Annotated in this window: 16 protein-coding genes; 12 read left to right on the top strand and 4 right to left on the bottom strand. The window is 67.3% G+C overall.

Annotated features, from left to right (window positions below):
- The first annotated feature begins 2 nt into the window (after positions 1-2).
- From AB7I40_RS05165 to AB7I40_RS05125, 9 genes are all read left to right on the top strand, one after another.
- Positions 3-1043, top strand: a complete 1041-nt coding sequence (locus AB7I40_RS05165; RefSeq protein ID WP_428343977.1) for an ABC transporter ATP-binding protein — start codon at positions 3-5, stop codon at positions 1041-1043.
- Positions 1034-1861, top strand: coding sequence for an ATP-binding cassette domain-containing protein (locus AB7I40_RS05160; protein ID WP_428343976.1), 828 nt, complete (start codon positions 1034-1036; stop codon positions 1859-1861). The genes AB7I40_RS05165 and AB7I40_RS05160 overlap by 10 nt, the downstream gene beginning before the upstream one ends.
- Positions 1862-2002: 141 nt before the next feature.
- Entirely contained in the window at positions 2003-2782 is a 780-nt protein-coding gene (locus AB7I40_RS05155; protein ID WP_428343975.1) for a hypothetical protein, read from the top strand.
- The gene (locus AB7I40_RS05150) at positions 2779-3717 is read left to right on the top strand and encodes an MBL fold metallo-hydrolase (protein ID WP_428343974.1); all 939 of its coding nucleotides are present in this window, start codon (positions 2779-2781) and stop codon (positions 3715-3717) included. Before AB7I40_RS05155 ends, AB7I40_RS05150 begins: the two co-directional genes overlap by 4 nt.
- A 2-nt stretch (positions 3718-3719) precedes the next feature.
- Positions 3720-5615, top strand: coding sequence for a flavin-containing monooxygenase (locus AB7I40_RS05145; protein WP_428343973.1), 1896 nt, complete (start codon positions 3720-3722; stop codon positions 5613-5615).
- A 43-nt stretch (positions 5616-5658) separates the two neighbouring features.
- The gene (locus tag AB7I40_RS05140) at positions 5659-6054 is read left to right on the top strand and encodes a carboxymuconolactone decarboxylase family protein (protein WP_428343972.1); all 396 of its coding nucleotides are present in this window, start codon (positions 5659-5661) and stop codon (positions 6052-6054) included.
- 65 nt (positions 6055-6119) lie between these two features.
- Positions 6120-6554: an SRPBCC family protein gene (locus AB7I40_RS05135; protein WP_428343971.1), complete on the top strand. Its 435-nt coding sequence runs from the start codon at positions 6120-6122 to the stop codon at positions 6552-6554.
- Positions 6554-7120, top strand: coding sequence for a nuclear transport factor 2 family protein (locus AB7I40_RS05130; protein ID WP_428343970.1), 567 nt, complete (start codon positions 6554-6556; stop codon positions 7118-7120). Before AB7I40_RS05135 ends, AB7I40_RS05130 begins: the two co-directional genes overlap by 1 nt.
- Positions 7121-7250: 130 nt before the next feature.
- Positions 7251-7979 carry a GntR family transcriptional regulator gene (locus tag AB7I40_RS05125; protein ID WP_428343969.1) on the top strand — a complete coding sequence of 243 codons (729 nt, stop codon included), beginning with the start codon at positions 7251-7253 and terminating at the stop codon, positions 7977-7979.
- Between the two features lie 18 nt (positions 7980-7997).
- Here the strand turns inward: AB7I40_RS05125 and AB7I40_RS05120 are convergent, their stop codons facing one another.
- Both AB7I40_RS05120 and AB7I40_RS05115 read right to left on the bottom strand, forming a co-directional pair.
- Positions 7998-8516: a carboxymuconolactone decarboxylase family protein gene (locus AB7I40_RS05120; RefSeq protein WP_428343968.1), complete on the bottom strand. Its 519-nt coding sequence runs from the start codon at positions 8514-8516 to the stop codon at positions 7998-8000.
- 74 nt (positions 8517-8590) lie between these two features.
- The gene (locus tag AB7I40_RS05115; RefSeq protein WP_428343967.1) at positions 8591-9112 is read right to left on the bottom strand and encodes a gamma carbonic anhydrase family protein; all 522 of its coding nucleotides are present in this window, start codon (positions 9110-9112) and stop codon (positions 8591-8593) included.
- A 129-nt stretch (positions 9113-9241) separates the two neighbouring features.
- On the opposite strand from AB7I40_RS05115, the gene AB7I40_RS05110 reads away from it, so the two are divergent.
- The 3 genes from AB7I40_RS05110 to AB7I40_RS05100 all read left to right on the top strand — a co-directional run bounded on the left by AB7I40_RS05110 (position 9242) and on the right by AB7I40_RS05100 (position 13815).
- Positions 9242-11575 carry a CoA transferase gene (locus tag AB7I40_RS05110; protein ID WP_428343966.1) on the top strand — a complete coding sequence of 778 codons (2334 nt, stop codon included), beginning with the start codon at positions 9242-9244 and terminating at the stop codon, positions 11573-11575.
- Between the two features lie 7 nt (positions 11576-11582).
- Positions 11583-12494 carry an SDR family oxidoreductase gene (locus tag AB7I40_RS05105; protein ID WP_428343965.1) on the top strand — a complete coding sequence of 304 codons (912 nt, stop codon included), beginning with the start codon at positions 11583-11585 and terminating at the stop codon, positions 12492-12494.
- Between the two features lie 97 nt (positions 12495-12591).
- Positions 12592-13815, top strand: coding sequence for an acyl-CoA dehydrogenase family protein (locus tag AB7I40_RS05100; protein WP_428343964.1), 1224 nt, complete (start codon positions 12592-12594; stop codon positions 13813-13815).
- Here AB7I40_RS05100 and AB7I40_RS05095 read toward each other — a convergent pair.
- Positions 13800-14747, bottom strand: coding sequence for an alpha/beta hydrolase (locus AB7I40_RS05095; RefSeq protein ID WP_428343963.1), 948 nt, complete (start codon positions 14745-14747; stop codon positions 13800-13802). The genes AB7I40_RS05100 and AB7I40_RS05095 overlap by 16 nt on opposite strands.
- Positions 14748-14814: 67 nt before the next feature.
- Positions 14815-16836, bottom strand: coding sequence for an FAD-dependent oxidoreductase (locus AB7I40_RS05090; protein ID WP_428343962.1), 2022 nt, complete (start codon positions 16834-16836; stop codon positions 14815-14817).
- Positions 16837-16865: the final 29 nt, after the last annotated feature.

Genomic DNA, 16865 nt, shown 5'->3' with positions numbered 1-16865 from the left:
AGATGACAGTGATGAGGAAGCCGGTCAACCAGTCGGCGTCTGTGAAGGGCGACACGTTGCTGGACGTGCAGAACCTCTCGATCGAGGTGCAGGGCCCGGGTGGCTGGACCAAGCTCACCGAGGACGTGTCACTCAGCGTGCGAGCGGGCGAGACGGTCGGTCTGGTGGGTGAGTCGGGCTCGGGAAAGACCATCACCGGGCTTGCTGTGCTCGGCGTACTCCCGCCCACGGTGAAGGCGACGTCGGGGCGCATCATGTTCGGGGGGGAGGACCTGCTGGCTCTTCCTGAGAAGGAACTGCGGCGAGTCCGTGGTGGCCAGATCGGCATGGTCTTCCAGGAGCCGCGACGCAGCCTGGACCCGTCGTTCACGGTGGGAGAGCAAGTCGCCGAGACGATCAGGGCCCATGAGAATGTCTCGCGACGGGTGGCCCGCACCAAGGCGATCGAGATGCTCGAACGGGTGCACATCCCGCACCCCGAGGTGCGCGCCCGGCAGTACCCCCACCAGTTCAGCGGCGGGATGTGCCAACGCGTCATGCTGGCCATCGCCTTGGCCTGTGGGCCGAAGGTGCTGATCGCCGACGAACCCACCACGGCCCTCGATGTGACCGTCCAGGCAGCGATGCTGCGCCTGATCAAGGACCTCCAGAACGAGCTGGATCTCGGCGTCCTGCTGATCACGCACGACATGGGTGTCGTGGCCGAGGTCTGCGATTCCGTGGTTGTCATGTACGCCGGGCAGACCGTCGAGGTGGCCCCGGTCAACGAGATCTTCCATGCACCGTCACACCCCTACACGGCGGCGATCCGCGACGCGACTCCCGATGTCCGTGACAAGAACGACCTGATGCGAGCCATCCCGGGGCAGGTGCCTGCCCCCGACCAGTGGCCCACCGGGTGCAGGTTCGCCCCGCGGTGCGCGCACGCGCAGGACGAGTGCCGCGACGCTGCGGGCCTGCAGATGAGGCAGCTGGGCCTCGCCCAGGTGCGTTGTGTTCGGGCCGGGGACCTGAACCTGGGAGTAGAGGGGTCATGCGAGTAGTCGAGCTCGAGAACATCCGCAAGACGTTCGGCAAGAAGCCGACTGGTCTGCGCAGGCGGAGGGCATCGGAGGTGGTGAACGCCCTATGCGACGTGAGCCTGCACGTCGACCGGGGCGAGACGCTTGCGCTCGTCGGTGAGTCCGGCTCCGGGAAGTCCACGCTCGGGCGCATCGCTCTGCGCCTGATCGAGCCGGATTCCGGCACGATCAACGTCCTCGGACGGTCGGTCAGCGACCTGTCGCGTTCCGACCTGCGCGCCGCGCGCAGGGACATGCAGATGATCTTCCAGGATCCCTTCAGCTCCCTGGACCCGCGGATGGTGATCGGTGACCTCGTGGCGGAGCCGATGGTCGTCCACCGCATCGAGCCGAAGGCCGACGCCCGCCGGCGCCGGGTGGCGGAGCTGATCGAACGGGTGGGACTGTCGGTGCGCCATCTCGACCGCTACCCCTATGAGTTCTCCGGGGGGCAGCTCCAGCGGGTGGCCATCGCGCGGGCCCTGGCCACTGACCCGAAGTTCATCGTCTGCGACGAGCCGGTGGCGGCACTCGACGTCTCGGTGCGGGCCCAGGTGCTCAACCTGCTCATCGAGCTCCAGCGGGAGCGTGGACTGGCCTACCTCTTCATCTCCCACGACCTCTCGCTGGTGCGCGTCCTGGCCGATCGGGTTGCGGTGATCCAGCGCGGCGTGATCGTCGAGCACGGCGACACCAACGACGTGTACGACCGGCCTGCGCACGACTACACCAAGACGCTCCTCTCAGCCGTGCCCGGGCGCGACCCTCGCCGACGGAAGCTCCTCACCAGCACGGCCTGACTGCAAGGGCCTGGAGGGCGGCTCGCGGAGCGCCGGTAGGGCCGGAGCAAGACAGCAACACGAAGGACAGATGGACAGTCGAGAAGTGCAATCACATAAACGGAATAATATTCCACTACATGGAATCACGAGGAACTAGACATGTCTTCAGGACTCGAGGGCGCGGCCTTCGCCGCGGACTACATGTACTGGGTCGGCATCGACACGGACCCAGCGGCCACTGACGACGAGCTCGCCGAGTTCAACGAGTTCTATGCCAGCGTGCACTTCCCGGAGGTGTTGCAAGCCAACCCTGGATTCGTCAGCGCGACCCGCTATCGGCTCGAGGCACCCGATCCGCGCGGGGACTTCGGCCCCCAGTGGCTCGCTGTCTACGCCATTCGCGACCTGGCCGGCGCCGAACGGTACGCCGTACGGGAGAAGGACCCAGCGGCGCAACGGCCCGCCTACACGCCCGGCCCGGCCTTGTGGAAGTCCATGTCCCCGCGGTGGAGGGTGATGTGGAGGCAGCTGATCGCTGTCGGGCAGCGTGCGGCCGCGCCGGAGAGCATCTTCCTGGTGGGGATGGATACACCGGCCGGCGCGAGCATGCGCGACGTCGAGGAGTTCAACGCCTACTACAGCGACACGCATCTTCCTGAGGTCCTGCTCAACGGCAACTACGAGGCCGGCACCCGCCTGGAGCGGTACGAAGCGTTCCTGCACCGACAGCCCGACGGCTGTCCGGAGTTCTGCGCCGTCTACGAAGGTGAGGGTTCCGCCCCAGCGGGCCCGCCGCCGGGCGCGCCCACCCCGGGCCCCGATTCCTGGGAGCGCCGCGAAACCGCGTGGCGACTGCGCTATCGACGCGTCACCGACCAGGTCGTGAGGCCTGAAGCCAGTGCATCCGCACGACCGACCACCCAGGGGGAGAAGTCATGACGAACCAGCCGACAGCGTCGGGGTTGCCGAGCCCGCTCGACCAGCCGACCGACCTGAACGACTACAGCCTGAGCGGTGCGTTCCCGGTCGGTGGGCTCACCGTCCACCACATCAGCGACGGCCTTGCCTTTGGCCCAAGGCGATCCTGGTTCACGGGGATCGATCCAGAGGACTGGATGCCCACACTCGGCCTCACCGACCCAGACACCCCCTTCCCCCTGAACTTCGGAGTCTTCGTGATCGAGGGGAGCGAGGGGATCACCCTGGTCGACAGCGGCTTCGGTCCGGCGGCTGAAGGCATTCCGGGCATCCGGGGTGGCAACGAGCTGATGGCCCGTCTGTCCGAGATCGGAGTGCAACCTTCTGACGTCGTCCACATCGTCCAGTCGCACTGTCACGGGGACCACTGCGGCCAGCTCCTCACCCAGACTGCTTCAGGGGCGCGGCTGACCTTCCCGGAGGCGGTGGTCCACATCCACCAGGCCGAGGTCGAACACTGGACCGGCCCGGCCACGGACGGCCACCCGATGGCTCCGAAGATCAGAGAGACTCTCGAGGTGGTCGGGGCCGCAGGCAAGCTGTCGACCTTCACCGCAATCTCCTCGATCACTCCCGGGGTCGTCGCCCTTCCGATGCCCGGTCACACCCCCGGTCACACCTGCGTGCTGGTCAGCGACGGCGGCGAGTCCTGCATCCTCGTGGGCGACCTGGCCCATCACCCGGTCCACTTCGAGAACCATGGGTGGGTCCACGAGCTCGAGCACGACCTCGACCAGAGCCTCGTCTCCCGAGCCGCGCTGTGCGAGATGGCGATCGGGCTCGATGCCATCGTGACTGCGCCGCATATGCCGGTCCTGACCTTGGGCAAGCTGCATCGCGACGAGTCCGGCCACGTGCGGTGGGCGGCCGTCCCATCGACCCGAACGGACGGTTGAGCATGGCAATTCCAGACGAGCTGCACGATCCGGCCTTCCTCGGATTCAGACCCGAGGAGATCGTTGCGAAGTACCGTGCCGAGCGAGACAAGCGGGTGCGCACCGAGGGCGAGCGGCAGTACGTGTCGGTCGACACCTCGGGTTCGTTGAGCGGCTACCTCACCGACGATCCGTACAGCGAGGTCCAGGATCGCGCACCCCTCGACGAGGAGTCCGAGTGCGTTGTCATCGGCGCCGGTTGGGCGGGGATGACCAGTGCGGTACGCCTGCTCGAGAGTGGTGTCGAGTCACTGCGCATCATCGATGCCGGCGGCGGATTCGGGGGCACGTGGTACTGGAACCGCTACCCGGGCTGCGCCTGCGACGTCCCCTCTTACCTCTACCTGCCCCTGCTGGAGGAGATGGGCTACATGCCCGAGGAGCGGTTCAGCAGCGCCACGGAGATCTACGCCTACGCCAACCTGATCGCGGAGCGCTACGAGCTGGCGGACCGGACCGTGTTTCATACCTGGGTCTCCGACCTACGGTGGGACGAGGGCGACAGCCGCTGGCAGGTCACCACCAACCGCGGAGACACGATCCGGGCGCGCTTCGTCGTCCTGGGCACCGGCCCTGCATCCCGTCCGCGGCTGCCTGGCATCCCGGGGATCGAGGACTTCGAGGGCGTCTCCTTCCACAGCAGCCGCTGGGACTACGGCTACACGGGAGGCGGTCCGGACGGCGGACTCGACGGGCTGGCGGACAAGCGGGTGGCGATCATCGGCACGGGCGCGACGGGGGTCCAGATCGTCCCCCACCTGGCCAGGTCGGCGAAGCAGGTCTACGTCGTGCAGCGCACGCCGTCGCCCATCCTGTGGCGCGACAACCGCAAGACCGATCCGGACTGGTTCGCCGAGGTGAGCCGCGAGCCCGGGTGGCAGGCCCGGTTGTGGGGTTCGTTCAACGCCGCCATCGATGGCGGCAACCCTGACCCGGGAGTTCTTGACGAGCGGGGGATGGCGATCATCGCGTTCCAGCTCAAGCACCTCAAGGACAAGGTGGACCTCGATCCGTCGCAGCTGACACCGGAGGAGTGGGGGCGGCTCTACGAGCTCGCCGACCATGCCGCGATGGAGGCCGTCAGGAGCCGCGTCGACCTCGCCGTCCGCGATGAGACCAAGGCCGAGGCGCTGAAGCCCTGGTACCGGCTGTTCTGCAAGCGGCCGACGCCCTCCGACGACTACCTCCAGGCCTTCGATCAGGACAACGTCGCCCTGCTCGACGTCAGTGGCTCCAAGGGTCTCGATCGGATCACCCGGACCGGGATCGTCGCCAATGGCGTGGAGTACGACGTCGACTGCATCGTCTATGCGAGTGGGTTCGAGATCACCAGCTCGTATGAGAAGCGCATCGGGATCCCCGTGACTGGCCAGGACGGCCAGTCCATCTACGACCACTGGTCGGACGGTATGCGGTCGATGTACCAGCTGATGTACGCCGGCTTCCCGAACCTGTTCACCGTGGGTGGCCTGTTCGGACTGACGCTCAGTCTCAACTACTGCACCTCCATCGAGGACCAGGCTCGGATGATCGTGCGCGTCGTGGGTGAGCTGGATGCCCGAAGTGCTGCGTCTGCCCAACCGACGCGCGAGGCCGAGGACGCCTGGCGCCACCTGCAGGTGACTCTCCCGCCCGCCGGACCCTATGCCTCCCTCTTCGGCGGATCCGCGGAGTCCTGCACCCCGGGCTACTACAACCAGGAGGGCATCGAGGTCAGTGCCCGACGGGACTACCGCCTCGATTCCTTCCCACTCGGGGCGAACGGGTACGCCGCGCTCGTGCACACGTGGCAGGAGGCCGATGAGCTGGAGGGCCTCGAGCTGCGCACCAGCGGTACGCCGACGGCAGGCACACCATGACCGCGGGCGGCAAGAACGCGGGCGGCTCGCCGAGGTGCAAGGCATGAGCTCCGCAGAGGACGTCGCGCGCTCGATCCTCGGCGATGCCCAGGTCGAGGAGACGAAGGCGTCGGTCACGGAGTTCAACGCCGACTGGGAGGACTACCTGAGTCGCACCGCCGGGTCCATCTGGTCGCGTGAGGGCCTCGACCGGCGCACCAAGAGCGCTGTCACACTGGCCCTGCTCACGGCTCTCGGCCGCGAGGAGGAGCTGGCGGTGCACGTGCGGGTCGGGCTTCGAAACGGGCTGACCCCGCACGAGATCTCCGAGATCCTCATCCACACCTCGCTGTATGCCGGGGTTCCCTTCGTCCGGGCGGCCTTCGCGATCGCTGGGGGAGTGGTCGGGCAGGAGCCGGCGGCTCCGCCCGAGGAGAGCAGCTCACCGCCCGCTGGCTGATCCGGAGGCCAGCACGGAGCACCATGACCGATTCACCGAAACCCGATCCACACAAGGAGAACACCGTGGGCACCATCGCAGTCGCCAAGTCCATCTCGCTTCCCGTCGACGCCGCCACCGCGTGGGCCTTCGTGAGCGACTACCCCCGCTTCGACGTCTGGCAGTCGCACATCCGATCGATCGAGATGCTCCCCAACGGTGACCGCAAGGTCTTCTTCTCCGACGGGGACGTCAAGGTTGACCGCATCGTCAGCAGCGACGACGAGACGATGACCCTGACCTACGAGATGGTCCCTGACCAGGAACCCGCCCCGGGTGCGCCGGTTCTGCAGATCATCGCGAAGTTCGTGGTGCAAGCCAGCGACTCGGGCTGTGAGGTGGAGTACGGGATCGTCGGCGGCGTGCCCGATGGTGCGGAGGAGATGGCGACGAGGGGAGTGACCTCCAATATCGAGGGCGCGCTCGCCGGCCTGCGCGACCACCTCGCGGCGGCCGAGTGATGCTGCCTCGCACTGACGAGACCTTCCCCCCGAGATACTGGGCCAGTCGCGGGGGACTGATCGACGTGAAACCGCTCGGGTCCGTCGCCGGCGACCCGGCGCACGTGCTCGACCGACTCCTCATCCACGAGGCCTTCGACCGCTGGGCGATCGGCCACGATGAGTGCAGGGTGGACGTCGTCCTGTCGGTTCTCACCGACGACGTTGTCCTTGAGTACGGGATCGGCAGCGCGGAGCCGGACTTCGCGATCCGAGGAAGGGACGAGGTCGAGAACCGTCTCGGCCGGAACTTCCCCAACATGACGGGTCAACGCCGGCACTGCGTCACGAACGTGCTGATCGAGTCGCTGACACCGGCGACGGCGACGGCCATCGCCTACGGCATCGTCACCCGCGCTGCTGACGGCTACGACCTCCATGCCACCGTGCTCTACCGTGGCGAGCTGCGCAAGGAGGCGGACGGGTTCTGGCGCTTCAGCCGCTATTTCGTGGGTTGCGACGACCTCAGGCAGGATGCCGGTCCCCGCCTGGAGGACCAGGCGGACCCGCAGGAGGGAAATGGCTGAAATCAGATTCCATTGCGGGTGGCGAAGGCGGTGTCTGGGCCGCGCCCAGTGGTAATCTCTAGGCCCGCCGGGGTGGCGTTCTCCCCGCTTGATAGGTCTGGTTCGGGCTCTGCGAGGAAGGTCGAGTGTGGTGGATCGTTCCTCCTCGCTGGTGCGCACGATCGATGCGGTGTCGGTGGTTGATCAGGTCACTGTCGAGATTCGCCGTTCGATCATGTCCGGAGGGCTGGCGCCCGGGCAGGAGTTCTCCTTGCGCGGCCTGGCCGAGCAACTGGGGGTCAGTCTGATCCCCGTGCGAGAGTCGCTTCGTCGCCTCGAGACCGAGGGACTTGTGATCACACGCCGGGCCAGGAGCGCGATCGTCGCCCCTCTGGAGCTGAGCGAGCTGCACGACATCTATCGGCTGCGTCGGCAGATCGAGCCGGAGATCGTAGCCCGTTCGTGCCTTCTCATGGGGGCCTCCGCCCTGGAGGACCTGAAGGCGCTCCAACGTGAGCATGCCTCTGCCGTGGACCGAGATGTGCGCCATGAGGCTCACTACGCCTTGCACCTCGCGATGCTGGCGCCTGCCGCGACGGCGTGGGACCTCCGGGTGATCGAGATGCTGTGGAACTCCGCGGAGCGATACGTGCGGTTCGCTTTCCGGACCCTGGAGAAGAACCCGGCCGAGCCCAAACGCAGGGGCAGGGCACACGCAGACCTGGTGAGTGCCTTCGGCAAGCGGGATCCCGTGGTCATGGCGGAAGCCATGCGTGAGCACCTCGACAACACCGAGAACTTCGCCGTGATGGCCATCGGCCGTCGCACGGCTCTCGACTCGACCAGCAACAGGCTCGTCGAGGAGCCTGAGGTTCGCTGAGCGTGCTGGACATCCCAGCTAGGGGAGTCCCTGGCGTCCGTCCTCGAGTTGCACACCCACGCAGTTCAACATGGTGGAGACCATCCAGTAGCGGCCCACGAGCACGATGAAGTCCATGAGCTGCTCTTCCGACCACGAAGCAGACAGTGCCGACCACGTCCCGTCCGAGATGAAGGCGTCATCGTGCATCTCGTCGACCGCCCGCAGCAGGGCGGCGTCGGCCTCGGACCAGCCCTGTGCGTACGGACCCTCCACGACTCGAAGCACCTCGTCCTCGGACAGGACACCGTCCTCGAGGTTGAATGCGCGATGCTGGGCGAACTCGTAGTCGCAGTGCCGCAGTACGCCGATCCGGAGGATCGCGAGCTCTCGCTCACGGCGTGACAGCGTGGACTCGGGGCCCATGAGATGTCGGCCCACGACGTGATGAGCGTCCATCAGTCGGGGATAGCGCAACCACATCCTGGCGATGTTCACCGGACTGGACTCAAGGGGTCGCGGTGGGCCCGGTGGGGTGTGGCTGAGGTAGACCTCCATGCTCACAGGTTCGATGCGGGGATGGGAGAGTCTCACGTCGGTCCTCACGGTGGGTGGTTCGGATCTGCGGGCGGTTACTCGATCAGGGTGCAACCGTCAGCGAAACGGCGGGCGAGAGTCCGGTAGACCCCCGGGTTGTCCTGCACCCACTGTCGGTTGCCCTCGGAGAGGGGACCTTGCACCCGTGCCGGGCGCCCCAGGGCAAGCACGTCCTGGGGGATGACCGTATTCGGTGAGACCAGGGAACCGGCTGCGATGAGTGAGCCGTCGCCGATCACGGCATCGTCGAGGATGATGGCGCCGTTCGCGACGAGCACGTGGTTGCCCACGGTCGCCCCGTGGATGATGCAGCCGTGGCCGATGGTCGTGTCGGCACCGATCAGCACATCGGACCGACCGCAGTGCACGACCGAGCCGTCCTGCACGTTGGAGCCGGCTCCCACCGTGATCCCGGTCGTGTCGGCGCGCAGAACGACGTTGAACCAGATCGAGGCGTGCTCCTCCACCACGACGTTGCCGATCAGGACAGCAGAGGGTGCCACCCAGGCGGTTTCGGCGACCTTGGGTGACTGGCCTTCGAAGGAGTACAGCGGCATCGTTATATTTTATCCATTTCGTGAGTCGTGCTTACGGGAGACGTTCCAGTCGCGGGCATGTCATGAAATCGAATTCCGTTGTACGGTATGACGCCGATCACCTATTCGTCCAGCCGCAGAGGAGCGTTCGTGACGCCAACGCATGGCAATGCCCTGGGCTCGGTGCGCGTCGTCGAGCTGGGAACGGGCGTCGCCGCCGCCGTCGCCGGCATGATCTTCGGCGACTACGGGGCAGACGTCGTCCTCGTCGAGCCGCCGGGTGGCGACGGGCTCCGCGCGAATCCTGGGACGGCTGTGTGGCACCGGAACAAGGGCAGTGCGGTCGTCGACCTCGATGGCCTCGACGGCGAGCGCAGCTTGGGGGAGTTGCTGTCGTCAGCAGACGTGTGCATCTGCGGTGGCGGGCAGGTCGGTCGCCGCGACGATCTCGTGGCTGCGGCCCGGGCAGCCAACCCACGCCTCATCGTGCTGCACCTAGACCCTTACAGCCCACACACGCCCTGGTTCGGCCGCGAGGAGTCGAGCGAACTGGTGTCGGCGGTGACCGGCCTTGCGCTGCGCCAGTCCTCCGTCGAGGACGTTCCGGTCGACCCGGTCTACCCCCACGTGCTGTACGTGCAAGGGGTGTGGGGGGCCACCTGTGCCATTGCCGCGCTCATCGAGCGCGAGACCTCGGGAGTCGGTCAGGTCGTGACCGTCGACTCTCTTCAGGCCGCTCTGATCTCCGGTTCGGTGACCTCCGTGGTCAACCCCGCCGAAGCCACCCGACCGGTTGTGCCCGCCGGGCCTGGCGGGCCCTCGCCCTGCTACTCGCGCTATGTCTGCGCGGACGGGCGCTGGCTGTTCCTGGGTGCGCTGTCCGCGAAGTTCCAGCACCGGGCGCTGGAGCTGCTCGACCTCGAGGACCTGCTGCAAGACCTGCGCATCGGTGGCGACCTGGACCGACTGCTGGCGCCCGACAACAATCGCTGGGTCCGTGCGGCCCTCGCAGAACGATTTCGGACGAGGCCGCGCGACGAATGGCTGGACCTGCTCGACGCCGCCGACTGTCCTGCTGGTCCTCTCCTCGCCCGCGAGGAATGGCTCGACCACCCACAGATCCGGGCGATCGGCATGCGGGTGGAGATCGAGGATCCAGAGCGCGGCAGCGTCGTGATGCCTGGTGTCCCGCTCGTCCTGTCCGCAACTCCGGGGGCCGTGCACTCACCGTCGCCACGACTCGGTGAGCTGCGTCAGGACTGGGTGGGATGGTCGCCTCGCCCCGAGCACGAACGAGTTGACGCCGCTGACCCTGCAGTCGGCAGAGGGCCCCTGTGCGGCGTACGCGTTCTCAACCTCGGCACGGTCCTCGCCGGCCCTTTCGCAGGGCAGCTGCTGAGCGATCTGGGCGCGGACGTCGTGAAGGTCGAGCCGGTGGGGGGCGATCCGTTCCGGGTGCGTGGCTTCGCGTTCAATCGTGGCGCGCGCAGCCTGGCCGTCGATCTGCGCAGCGATCGCGGTCGCGACCTCTTCTACGACCTGGTGGCGACGGCCGACGTCGTGCTGGACAACTATCGACCAGGCGTGCTCGCCCGGCTGCGCATCGACTACCCCGAGCTGGTGAAGGCCAACCACAGGATCGTCACGATGTCCCTGACCGGGTTCGGCGAGGGGGGACCGCTCTCGGCGCGGCCGGGATTCGACCCAGTGCTCCAGGCGATGAGCGGGATGATGTCCGCTCAGGGGGGTGATGGGGAACCGGTCTTCCTGACCACGGCCGTGAATGATGTCGCAGCTGCGTGCTTCGCCGCGCTCGGCGCGTGCTTGGGCATCTTCCACCGCACTTGCACCGGCGAAGGGCAAGCGATCTCCGGCTCCCTGGCCGCCTTCTCCGCGTTCATGCAGTCTGGAGAGCTCGTCCGGTTCTCCGGGCGCGTTCCGGCTCGACGCGGTGGCACCGACTTCCAGGGTCCCAGTGCGCTCGATCGCTACTACCGGGCCAGCAATGGTTGGGTCCGGCTGCAGGCAAGTCCCGATCAGGTGCCCGAGTTGGCCCGGGCAGGGTGGTTGCCCGCGCCCGGGACAGGCGCTCTCGCGGATGAAGAGCTGCACGCGGCATTGATGCGGAGCTTCGCGGACCGGGACGCCAACGAGGCGGTGGCTCAGCTGGCCGAGTTGTCGATCCCGGCAGCGATCGCGATCAGACCCGTCGACCTGTTGGCCAACCCGTCGGTGCGTGGTTCCGAGACCTTCCACGAGTATCCGCTTGCGGGGGGCGGTTCCTGCTTCGCGCCAGGCCGGTCCTCGCGGTTCAGCCGTACTCAGCAAGCCGGCGTCCTGGTCTCGCCCGGCCTCGGTGAGCACTCTCGAGAGCTCCTGCGCGATCTGGGCCGCTCCGGGCAGGACGTGAAGCGCCTCCTCGACGATCGGATCGTGGTCGAGCAAGGCCCGCTACAGCTGCCCATTCTCGAGTCCTACCGCTAGGAGCGCTATGAACGACATCTGCACAGGTCGAGTGGCCATCGTCACCGGCGGTGGCCGCGGCTTGGGCCGAGCCCATGCCCTGGAGCTTGCCAGGCAGGGAGCGAAGGTCGTGGTCAACGACCTCGGCTCGGAGCTGGACGGGACCGGGGTCTCGAGTGGCCCAGCCCGCGAAGTCGTCGAGACGATCCGGGCGTCGGGGGGCGAGGCCGTCGTCAACGGCGATGACATCTCGGACTGGGACGGCGCCGGTCGTGTGGTCAACACAGCGATCGAGACCTTCGGCGGGCTCGACATCCTGGTCAACAATGCGGGCATCGTCCGAGACCGGATGCTGTTCAACATGAGCATCGACGAGTGGGACGCAGTGATCCGGGTGCACATGCGCGGCACCTTCGCACCGACCCGCTGGGCGGCGGAGTATTGGCGCACGAGGGCCAAGGAGGGCAAGTCGAACGACGCGCGGGTCATCAACACCAGTGCGCCGGCGGGTCTGTTCGGGGGGGTCGGGCAGAGCAACTACGGATCCGCCAAGGCAGCGATCGCCGCGTTCACGCTCATTGCCGCGAAAGAGCTCGCCCGGTACGGCGTGACCGCGAACGCGATCTCTCCCGGCGCGCAGACCCGCATGACCGGCCCGGGCCTCCCGCCGGCTGCCGTGGGTGCTGGCGGCTTCGACGACATGGCGGCTGAGAACGTGTCTCCGCTCGTTGCCTGGCTGGCCAGTTCCGAGTCTGCGGGTGTCACCGGTCGGGTATTCAACGTGAGCGGCGGGATGATCAACGTCGCCGAAGGGTGGCGGCCGGGGCCCCGCGTCGACAAGGGTGCCCGCTGGGATGCTGCCGAGCTGGGGGGAGTCCTCACCGAGCTCGTGGCGCGCGCGGCTCCGCCCGTCGACATCGCCGAGGTGCTTGCTCACTGACCTGCTCCGGCAGCGTGATGGGCGGCTCGGCAACCCTTGCCGAGCGCTCAAGATTGGAATAGTATTCCAACTGACGGAATACTATGGAGGTCGTTCGGTGTCTACTGCAACAGATCTGTCTCTTACCTCGCTGCCGACAGCCGACGGCTTCCAGGGCTTGCTGGCCACGGTTCGCGACCTCAGGCCCCGCCTCCTCGAGGAGCAGGATGCGACCGAACGTCGCGGGACCTTCGCTCCTGAGATGCACGCCATGCTGGCCAGCACCGGGTTGTACAAAGCGCAGCAGCCGCGCCGATACGGCGGCCACGAGCTCGACATCCCCTCGTTCCTCACCCTTGTCCGAGAGTTGGCGCGTGGTTGTCCGGGGACAGCCTGGTGCTTCTGCCTGTCGGCTGGCCACCACATCCAGATGGCTGGCATGTTCGATGCCTCGGTGCAGGACGAGGTCTATGGCAGTGTGAGCGACTTCCTCGCCCCAGGGCGGCCGGTGCCGATGGGTACGGCCGAATGGGTCGAGGGTGGTTGGCGAGTGAACGGGCTGTGGGACTACTGCTCCGGCTCGCCCTACTCGACCCATGCCCTGGTCGCCGTACGCATCGTGGGTGGGCCTCACCAGCAGCCGATCGGCCTGGTCGTTGTGCCCCGTGACCAGTGGAGCATGTTGGACGACTGGGCGGGCTCCGTGATCGGCATGGCCGGTAGCGGCTCGAACAGCATCAAGATGGTGGACGCCCTCGTGCCCGAGGGCTACCTCATCCCGGGCGGCATGATGGGGGTCGCAGGCGGCGCGGACGCCCCTGGCTACCGGCTGCACGGCAATCCGATGTACTGCGGACAGTCGGCCGGCTACGCCCAGCTCGAGATCGCATCGATCCTGGTGGGCACCGCGCGCGCTGCCACCGACGAGTACGAGCGGCTGCTCCGGGTCAAGAAGACGCCGGGCCCCAACCCGCAGCCTCGCTACACCGCGGGCGAGCACCAGCGCGCGTTCGCGTCGGCGACTGCCCTCGCAGACGCGGCACAGGACGTCCTGGACAACGCGGCGCAGCGGTACTCCGGCTTCTGTGTAGACGCGGTGAACTCCCCGCAAGGGTTCTCTCCGGCCGCCGCAGGTCGCACGGCCATGGCTGCCAACCAAGCCGTCGATCTGGCCTGGCAGGCGGTGGACCTGTGTTTCAAGATGTCGGGCAGCAGCGAGGGCGCTCGTAACGGGGCGCGTATGCAGCGCTACTACCGCGACTTCTCGATGGCTCGGACCAACATCGTGCCCAAGTTCGACATGGAGGCCGAGCGGTTCGCCGAGGCCTACTTCGCGGGCTGACCGAGCCGACCGGCCAGCCATTCCAGGGCGTCTCGCCGCGCGCGAACCGCGACCGAGGCTTCGCAGCCGGGCAGGTCGAAGGCATGCGGGGCGCCGGCGTAGACGTGCAGGTCGGTGCTGACGCCGGCCCGCACGAGTCGTTGGGCGAACTCGACGTCCTCGTCGTGAAAGCCGTCCAGGGAGCCGACCGCAACATAGGTCGCAGGAAGTCCACTGAGGTCGGTCGCTCGGCTCGGTGCGGCGTACGGAGAGACCCAGGCGGTCCCGTACGCATCGCCGAGATAGGCCTGCCACCCGAAGGCGTTCGACTCCGGCCCCCACACCGGCACGTCGTCCCACTGACTGGACTCGGTGACCTGGCGATCGTCCAGCATCGGTGCCTGCAGCATCAGGAAGGCGGGTCGCGCCCCCGCGCGGTCGCGAAGCCGCAGGGCCGTCCCCGCCGCGAGCCCGCCGCCTGCACTGACCCCGAGCAGGCCGACCCTGGTCGGGTCGATGCCCAGCTCGGAGGCATGGGCGAACAGCCACTCGATGCCCGCGTAGCAGTCCTCGAGGGGCCCGGGGTAGGCCGTCTCCGGCGCGAGCCGATACTCGACCGAGACACCGACGCACTCCAGACGCTGACACCAGTCGTCGAACCGGAGGTCGTCGCTGCGGGCGCTGCCGTTGACGAATCCTCCCCCGTGGATCGAGTAGATGCACGCAAGCGGCTCCGGTCCGACCCGGGGCCGGCTGATGCGAAGGGTCACTGGCGGGTCGCCCGGGACCGTGGCGGTCGTCCGGACAACCCGGTCGGACAAGGCCGGAAGGGGAGCCGCTGCCCGAGCCGCGCGGATGCCGGGGAGGCTCTCTCGGCTGAGCGCCGGCGATGCCGGCAGAGTGGCCAAGAAGGCGCCCACCTCCGGGTCCAGCGTCTGTGGACTCCTACCCATGACGATCCCTTCCGTCGGCTTCGTGCGGTGGTTCCCTGAGTGATTCCTGGCGCTTGCGCACGTAGAGCTAGTGGAGCTGGAGGTCCTCGCCGAAGTAGGGGTGAAGCAGGTCCCGGTTCTTCATCACCTCCACCTCGTCGGAGTGGATGGGTGCCGCCGCTTCCGGCTGCCTGGGGTCGCGAAGCCACGCCCACAACAGGCGAGCGTCGAACGCCCCGTTGGTGGCCGACCGCCCGAATTCGTTGGTGAAGTAGCTGTGCGCGCGTGGGTCCATCCAGGCCTTGGTGGCCGCCACCCGGTCCAGCTCGTCGTTGTAGCGCCAGTAGGCCTCCTCGGTCACTTCGACGCTCTTCTTGTCGCGAGTGATCAGGGCCTCGGTGCACTCCAGGGCGAACCTGGTGATGAGCTCCTGCAGGTGGATCGCGGAGAAGCCGACATTCGCGTTGGTGTTGGGCCCGTAGAGCATGAAGAAGTTGGGGAAGCCGGGGATCATGCCCCCGAGGTAGGCGCGTCCCCCGTCCTTGGCCCACAGGTCCTGTGGCGTCATGCCGTTGTGACCACGCACCTCCATGGGCATCAGGAACTCGTTGGCCCGGAATCCTGTGGCCAAGGCGATGGCATCGACGGGGTACTCGGTGCCGTCCTGACTGATGACCCCGTGCTCGCTGACCTGGCTGATGCCCTCCGGCACCAGCGTCACGTTGTCGCGGAGCAGCGCATCGTAGATGTTGTCGTCAGCGTCGACGAGGACCGGTCGGTGCGACAGCGCCGGCTGCTTGGGAAGCATCATGTCGAACAGGTCCGGACGGTCTGCGAACTTGTTGCGCAGGTAGTCGACGCGCAGGTCGCGCACCTCCTTGTTGGCCGCACTGACCGAGTAGGGGTCCTCGAAGGTGGGGTCGATCTCCATCGGGTGCGCCGTCAGGCTGGGACGCTGGGCCCACGCAGTGGCGAATCGGGCGAAGTTCACCAAGTAGGGGAAGTTGCGATCCAGCCAGGTGACCTGCTCGGGATAGGGCGAGAGGTAGCCGGGCACCTCGAAGATCCAGTTGGGGGTGCGTTGGAACAGGTAGAGGTGGTCGACCTGCTTGGACAGCTCGGCGACCAACTGGTAGCCCGTGCACCCGCTGCCGGCGACGGCGATGCGCTTGCCCTTCATGTCGCCGGCCTCTCCGGCGGGCCAGCGTGCGGTGTGGAAGGCCGGTCCCTCGAAGCGCTCGATCCCCGCGATCGCGGGAACGTTGGGTCGCGAGAGAAGCCCCACCGCGGTGATGACGACCTGGGCGCGCCAGGACCTCGCCCCGTCCGGACCATTCGCGGAGATCTGCCACGTCGAGTCGTCCTCGTCCCAGATCACCGAGGTCACTTCGGTGTTGTGGACCATGTGCTCGCGCAGCTCGAAGTTGTCAGCCACCCAGTTGACGTACTTCTCGTTCTCCTCCTGCGGACAGAACGGGCTGGGATAGGGGAAGTTGGCTCCGAAGATGTGGGTATAGCCGCGACTGGGCGTGTCGACGCGGCAGCCTGGGTAGCGGTTCTCGAACCAGGTCCCGCCGACTTGCGGGTTCTTGTCGATCACGATGAACGGGATCCCGGCATGGCGCAGCTGGACGGCGGCGTTCAGTCCAGCCATGCCGGCGCCGATCACCACCACGAGGAAGCTCCCGAGACGTTCGGGGCTGGGCTCGGCGGACCATTCCAGTCCTCGTGCATACGGATCGACGGCGAGCTGTTCCTGCCACATCTCGAACTCCGCCTCGGGCACCTCCGTCCCGGCCGACAGGCTCAGGCTGTGGCGCAGCCGCTCCACCGGACCGATGGACAGGTCAGGAGCCCCTGCGTCGCGGTGGGCTTTGAGGAAGGTGGCGGCCTTCTCGCGGATCGTCGCGATCGCGTCGGGATCGGCGACGGTCTTCGTCATTCCGGCCAGTGGCGCGCGCACCTCGTCGACGGGGATGTCGGAGGCGAGCATCTCATCCCCGGTCAACTGGTAGAGCAGACCACGCAGCACCATTGCGTCGGCATACCCGACCGCGTCCTCGATGGTCTCGTCGCTCGCCTCGAGAAGCTCGTGCCGGTCCGCCGTCATGGAAACTCCTGCGCTTTCAGGGGCTGTAC

Source organism: Nocardioides sp., from assembly GCF_050246775.1.
Lineage (GTDB): Bacteria > Actinomycetota > Actinomycetes > Propionibacteriales > Nocardioidaceae > Nocardioides.
The sequence above is the reverse complement of the archived record's forward strand: the minus strand, read 5'-3'. Positions and strand labels throughout refer to the sequence as shown.

Coding starts and splice junctions, on each gene's coding strand:
- AB7I40_RS05160 (WP_428343976.1), top strand. CDS start 1,034: ATGCGAGTAGTCGAGCTCGAGAACATCCGCAAGACGTTCGGCAAGAAG.
- AB7I40_RS05130 (WP_428343970.1), top strand. CDS start 6,554: ATGCTGCCTCGCACTGACGAGACCTTCCCCCCGAGATACTGGGCCAGT.
- AB7I40_RS05150 (WP_428343974.1), top strand. CDS start 2,779: ATGACGAACCAGCCGACAGCGTCGGGGTTGCCGAGCCCGCTCGACCAG.
- AB7I40_RS05145 (WP_428343973.1), top strand. CDS start 3,720: ATGGCAATTCCAGACGAGCTGCACGATCCGGCCTTCCTCGGATTCAGA.
- AB7I40_RS05165 (WP_428343977.1), top strand. CDS start 3: ATGACAGTGATGAGGAAGCCGGTCAACCAGTCGGCGTCTGTGAAGGGC.
- AB7I40_RS05105 (WP_428343965.1), top strand. CDS start 11,583: ATGAACGACATCTGCACAGGTCGAGTGGCCATCGTCACCGGCGGTGGC.
- AB7I40_RS05115 (WP_428343967.1), bottom strand. CDS start 9,112: ATGCCGCTGTACTCCTTCGAAGGCCAGTCACCCAAGGTCGCCGAAACC.
- AB7I40_RS05140 (WP_428343972.1), top strand. CDS start 5,659: ATGAGCTCCGCAGAGGACGTCGCGCGCTCGATCCTCGGCGATGCCCAG.
- AB7I40_RS05155 (WP_428343975.1), top strand. CDS start 2,003: ATGTCTTCAGGACTCGAGGGCGCGGCCTTCGCCGCGGACTACATGTAC.
- AB7I40_RS05095 (WP_428343963.1), bottom strand. CDS start 14,747: ATGGGTAGGAGTCCACAGACGCTGGACCCGGAGGTGGGCGCCTTCTTG.
- AB7I40_RS05090 (WP_428343962.1), bottom strand. CDS start 16,836: ATGACGGCGGACCGGCACGAGCTTCTCGAGGCGAGCGACGAGACCATC.
- AB7I40_RS05120 (WP_428343968.1), bottom strand. CDS start 8,516: ATGGAGGTCTACCTCAGCCACACCCCACCGGGCCCACCGCGACCCCTT.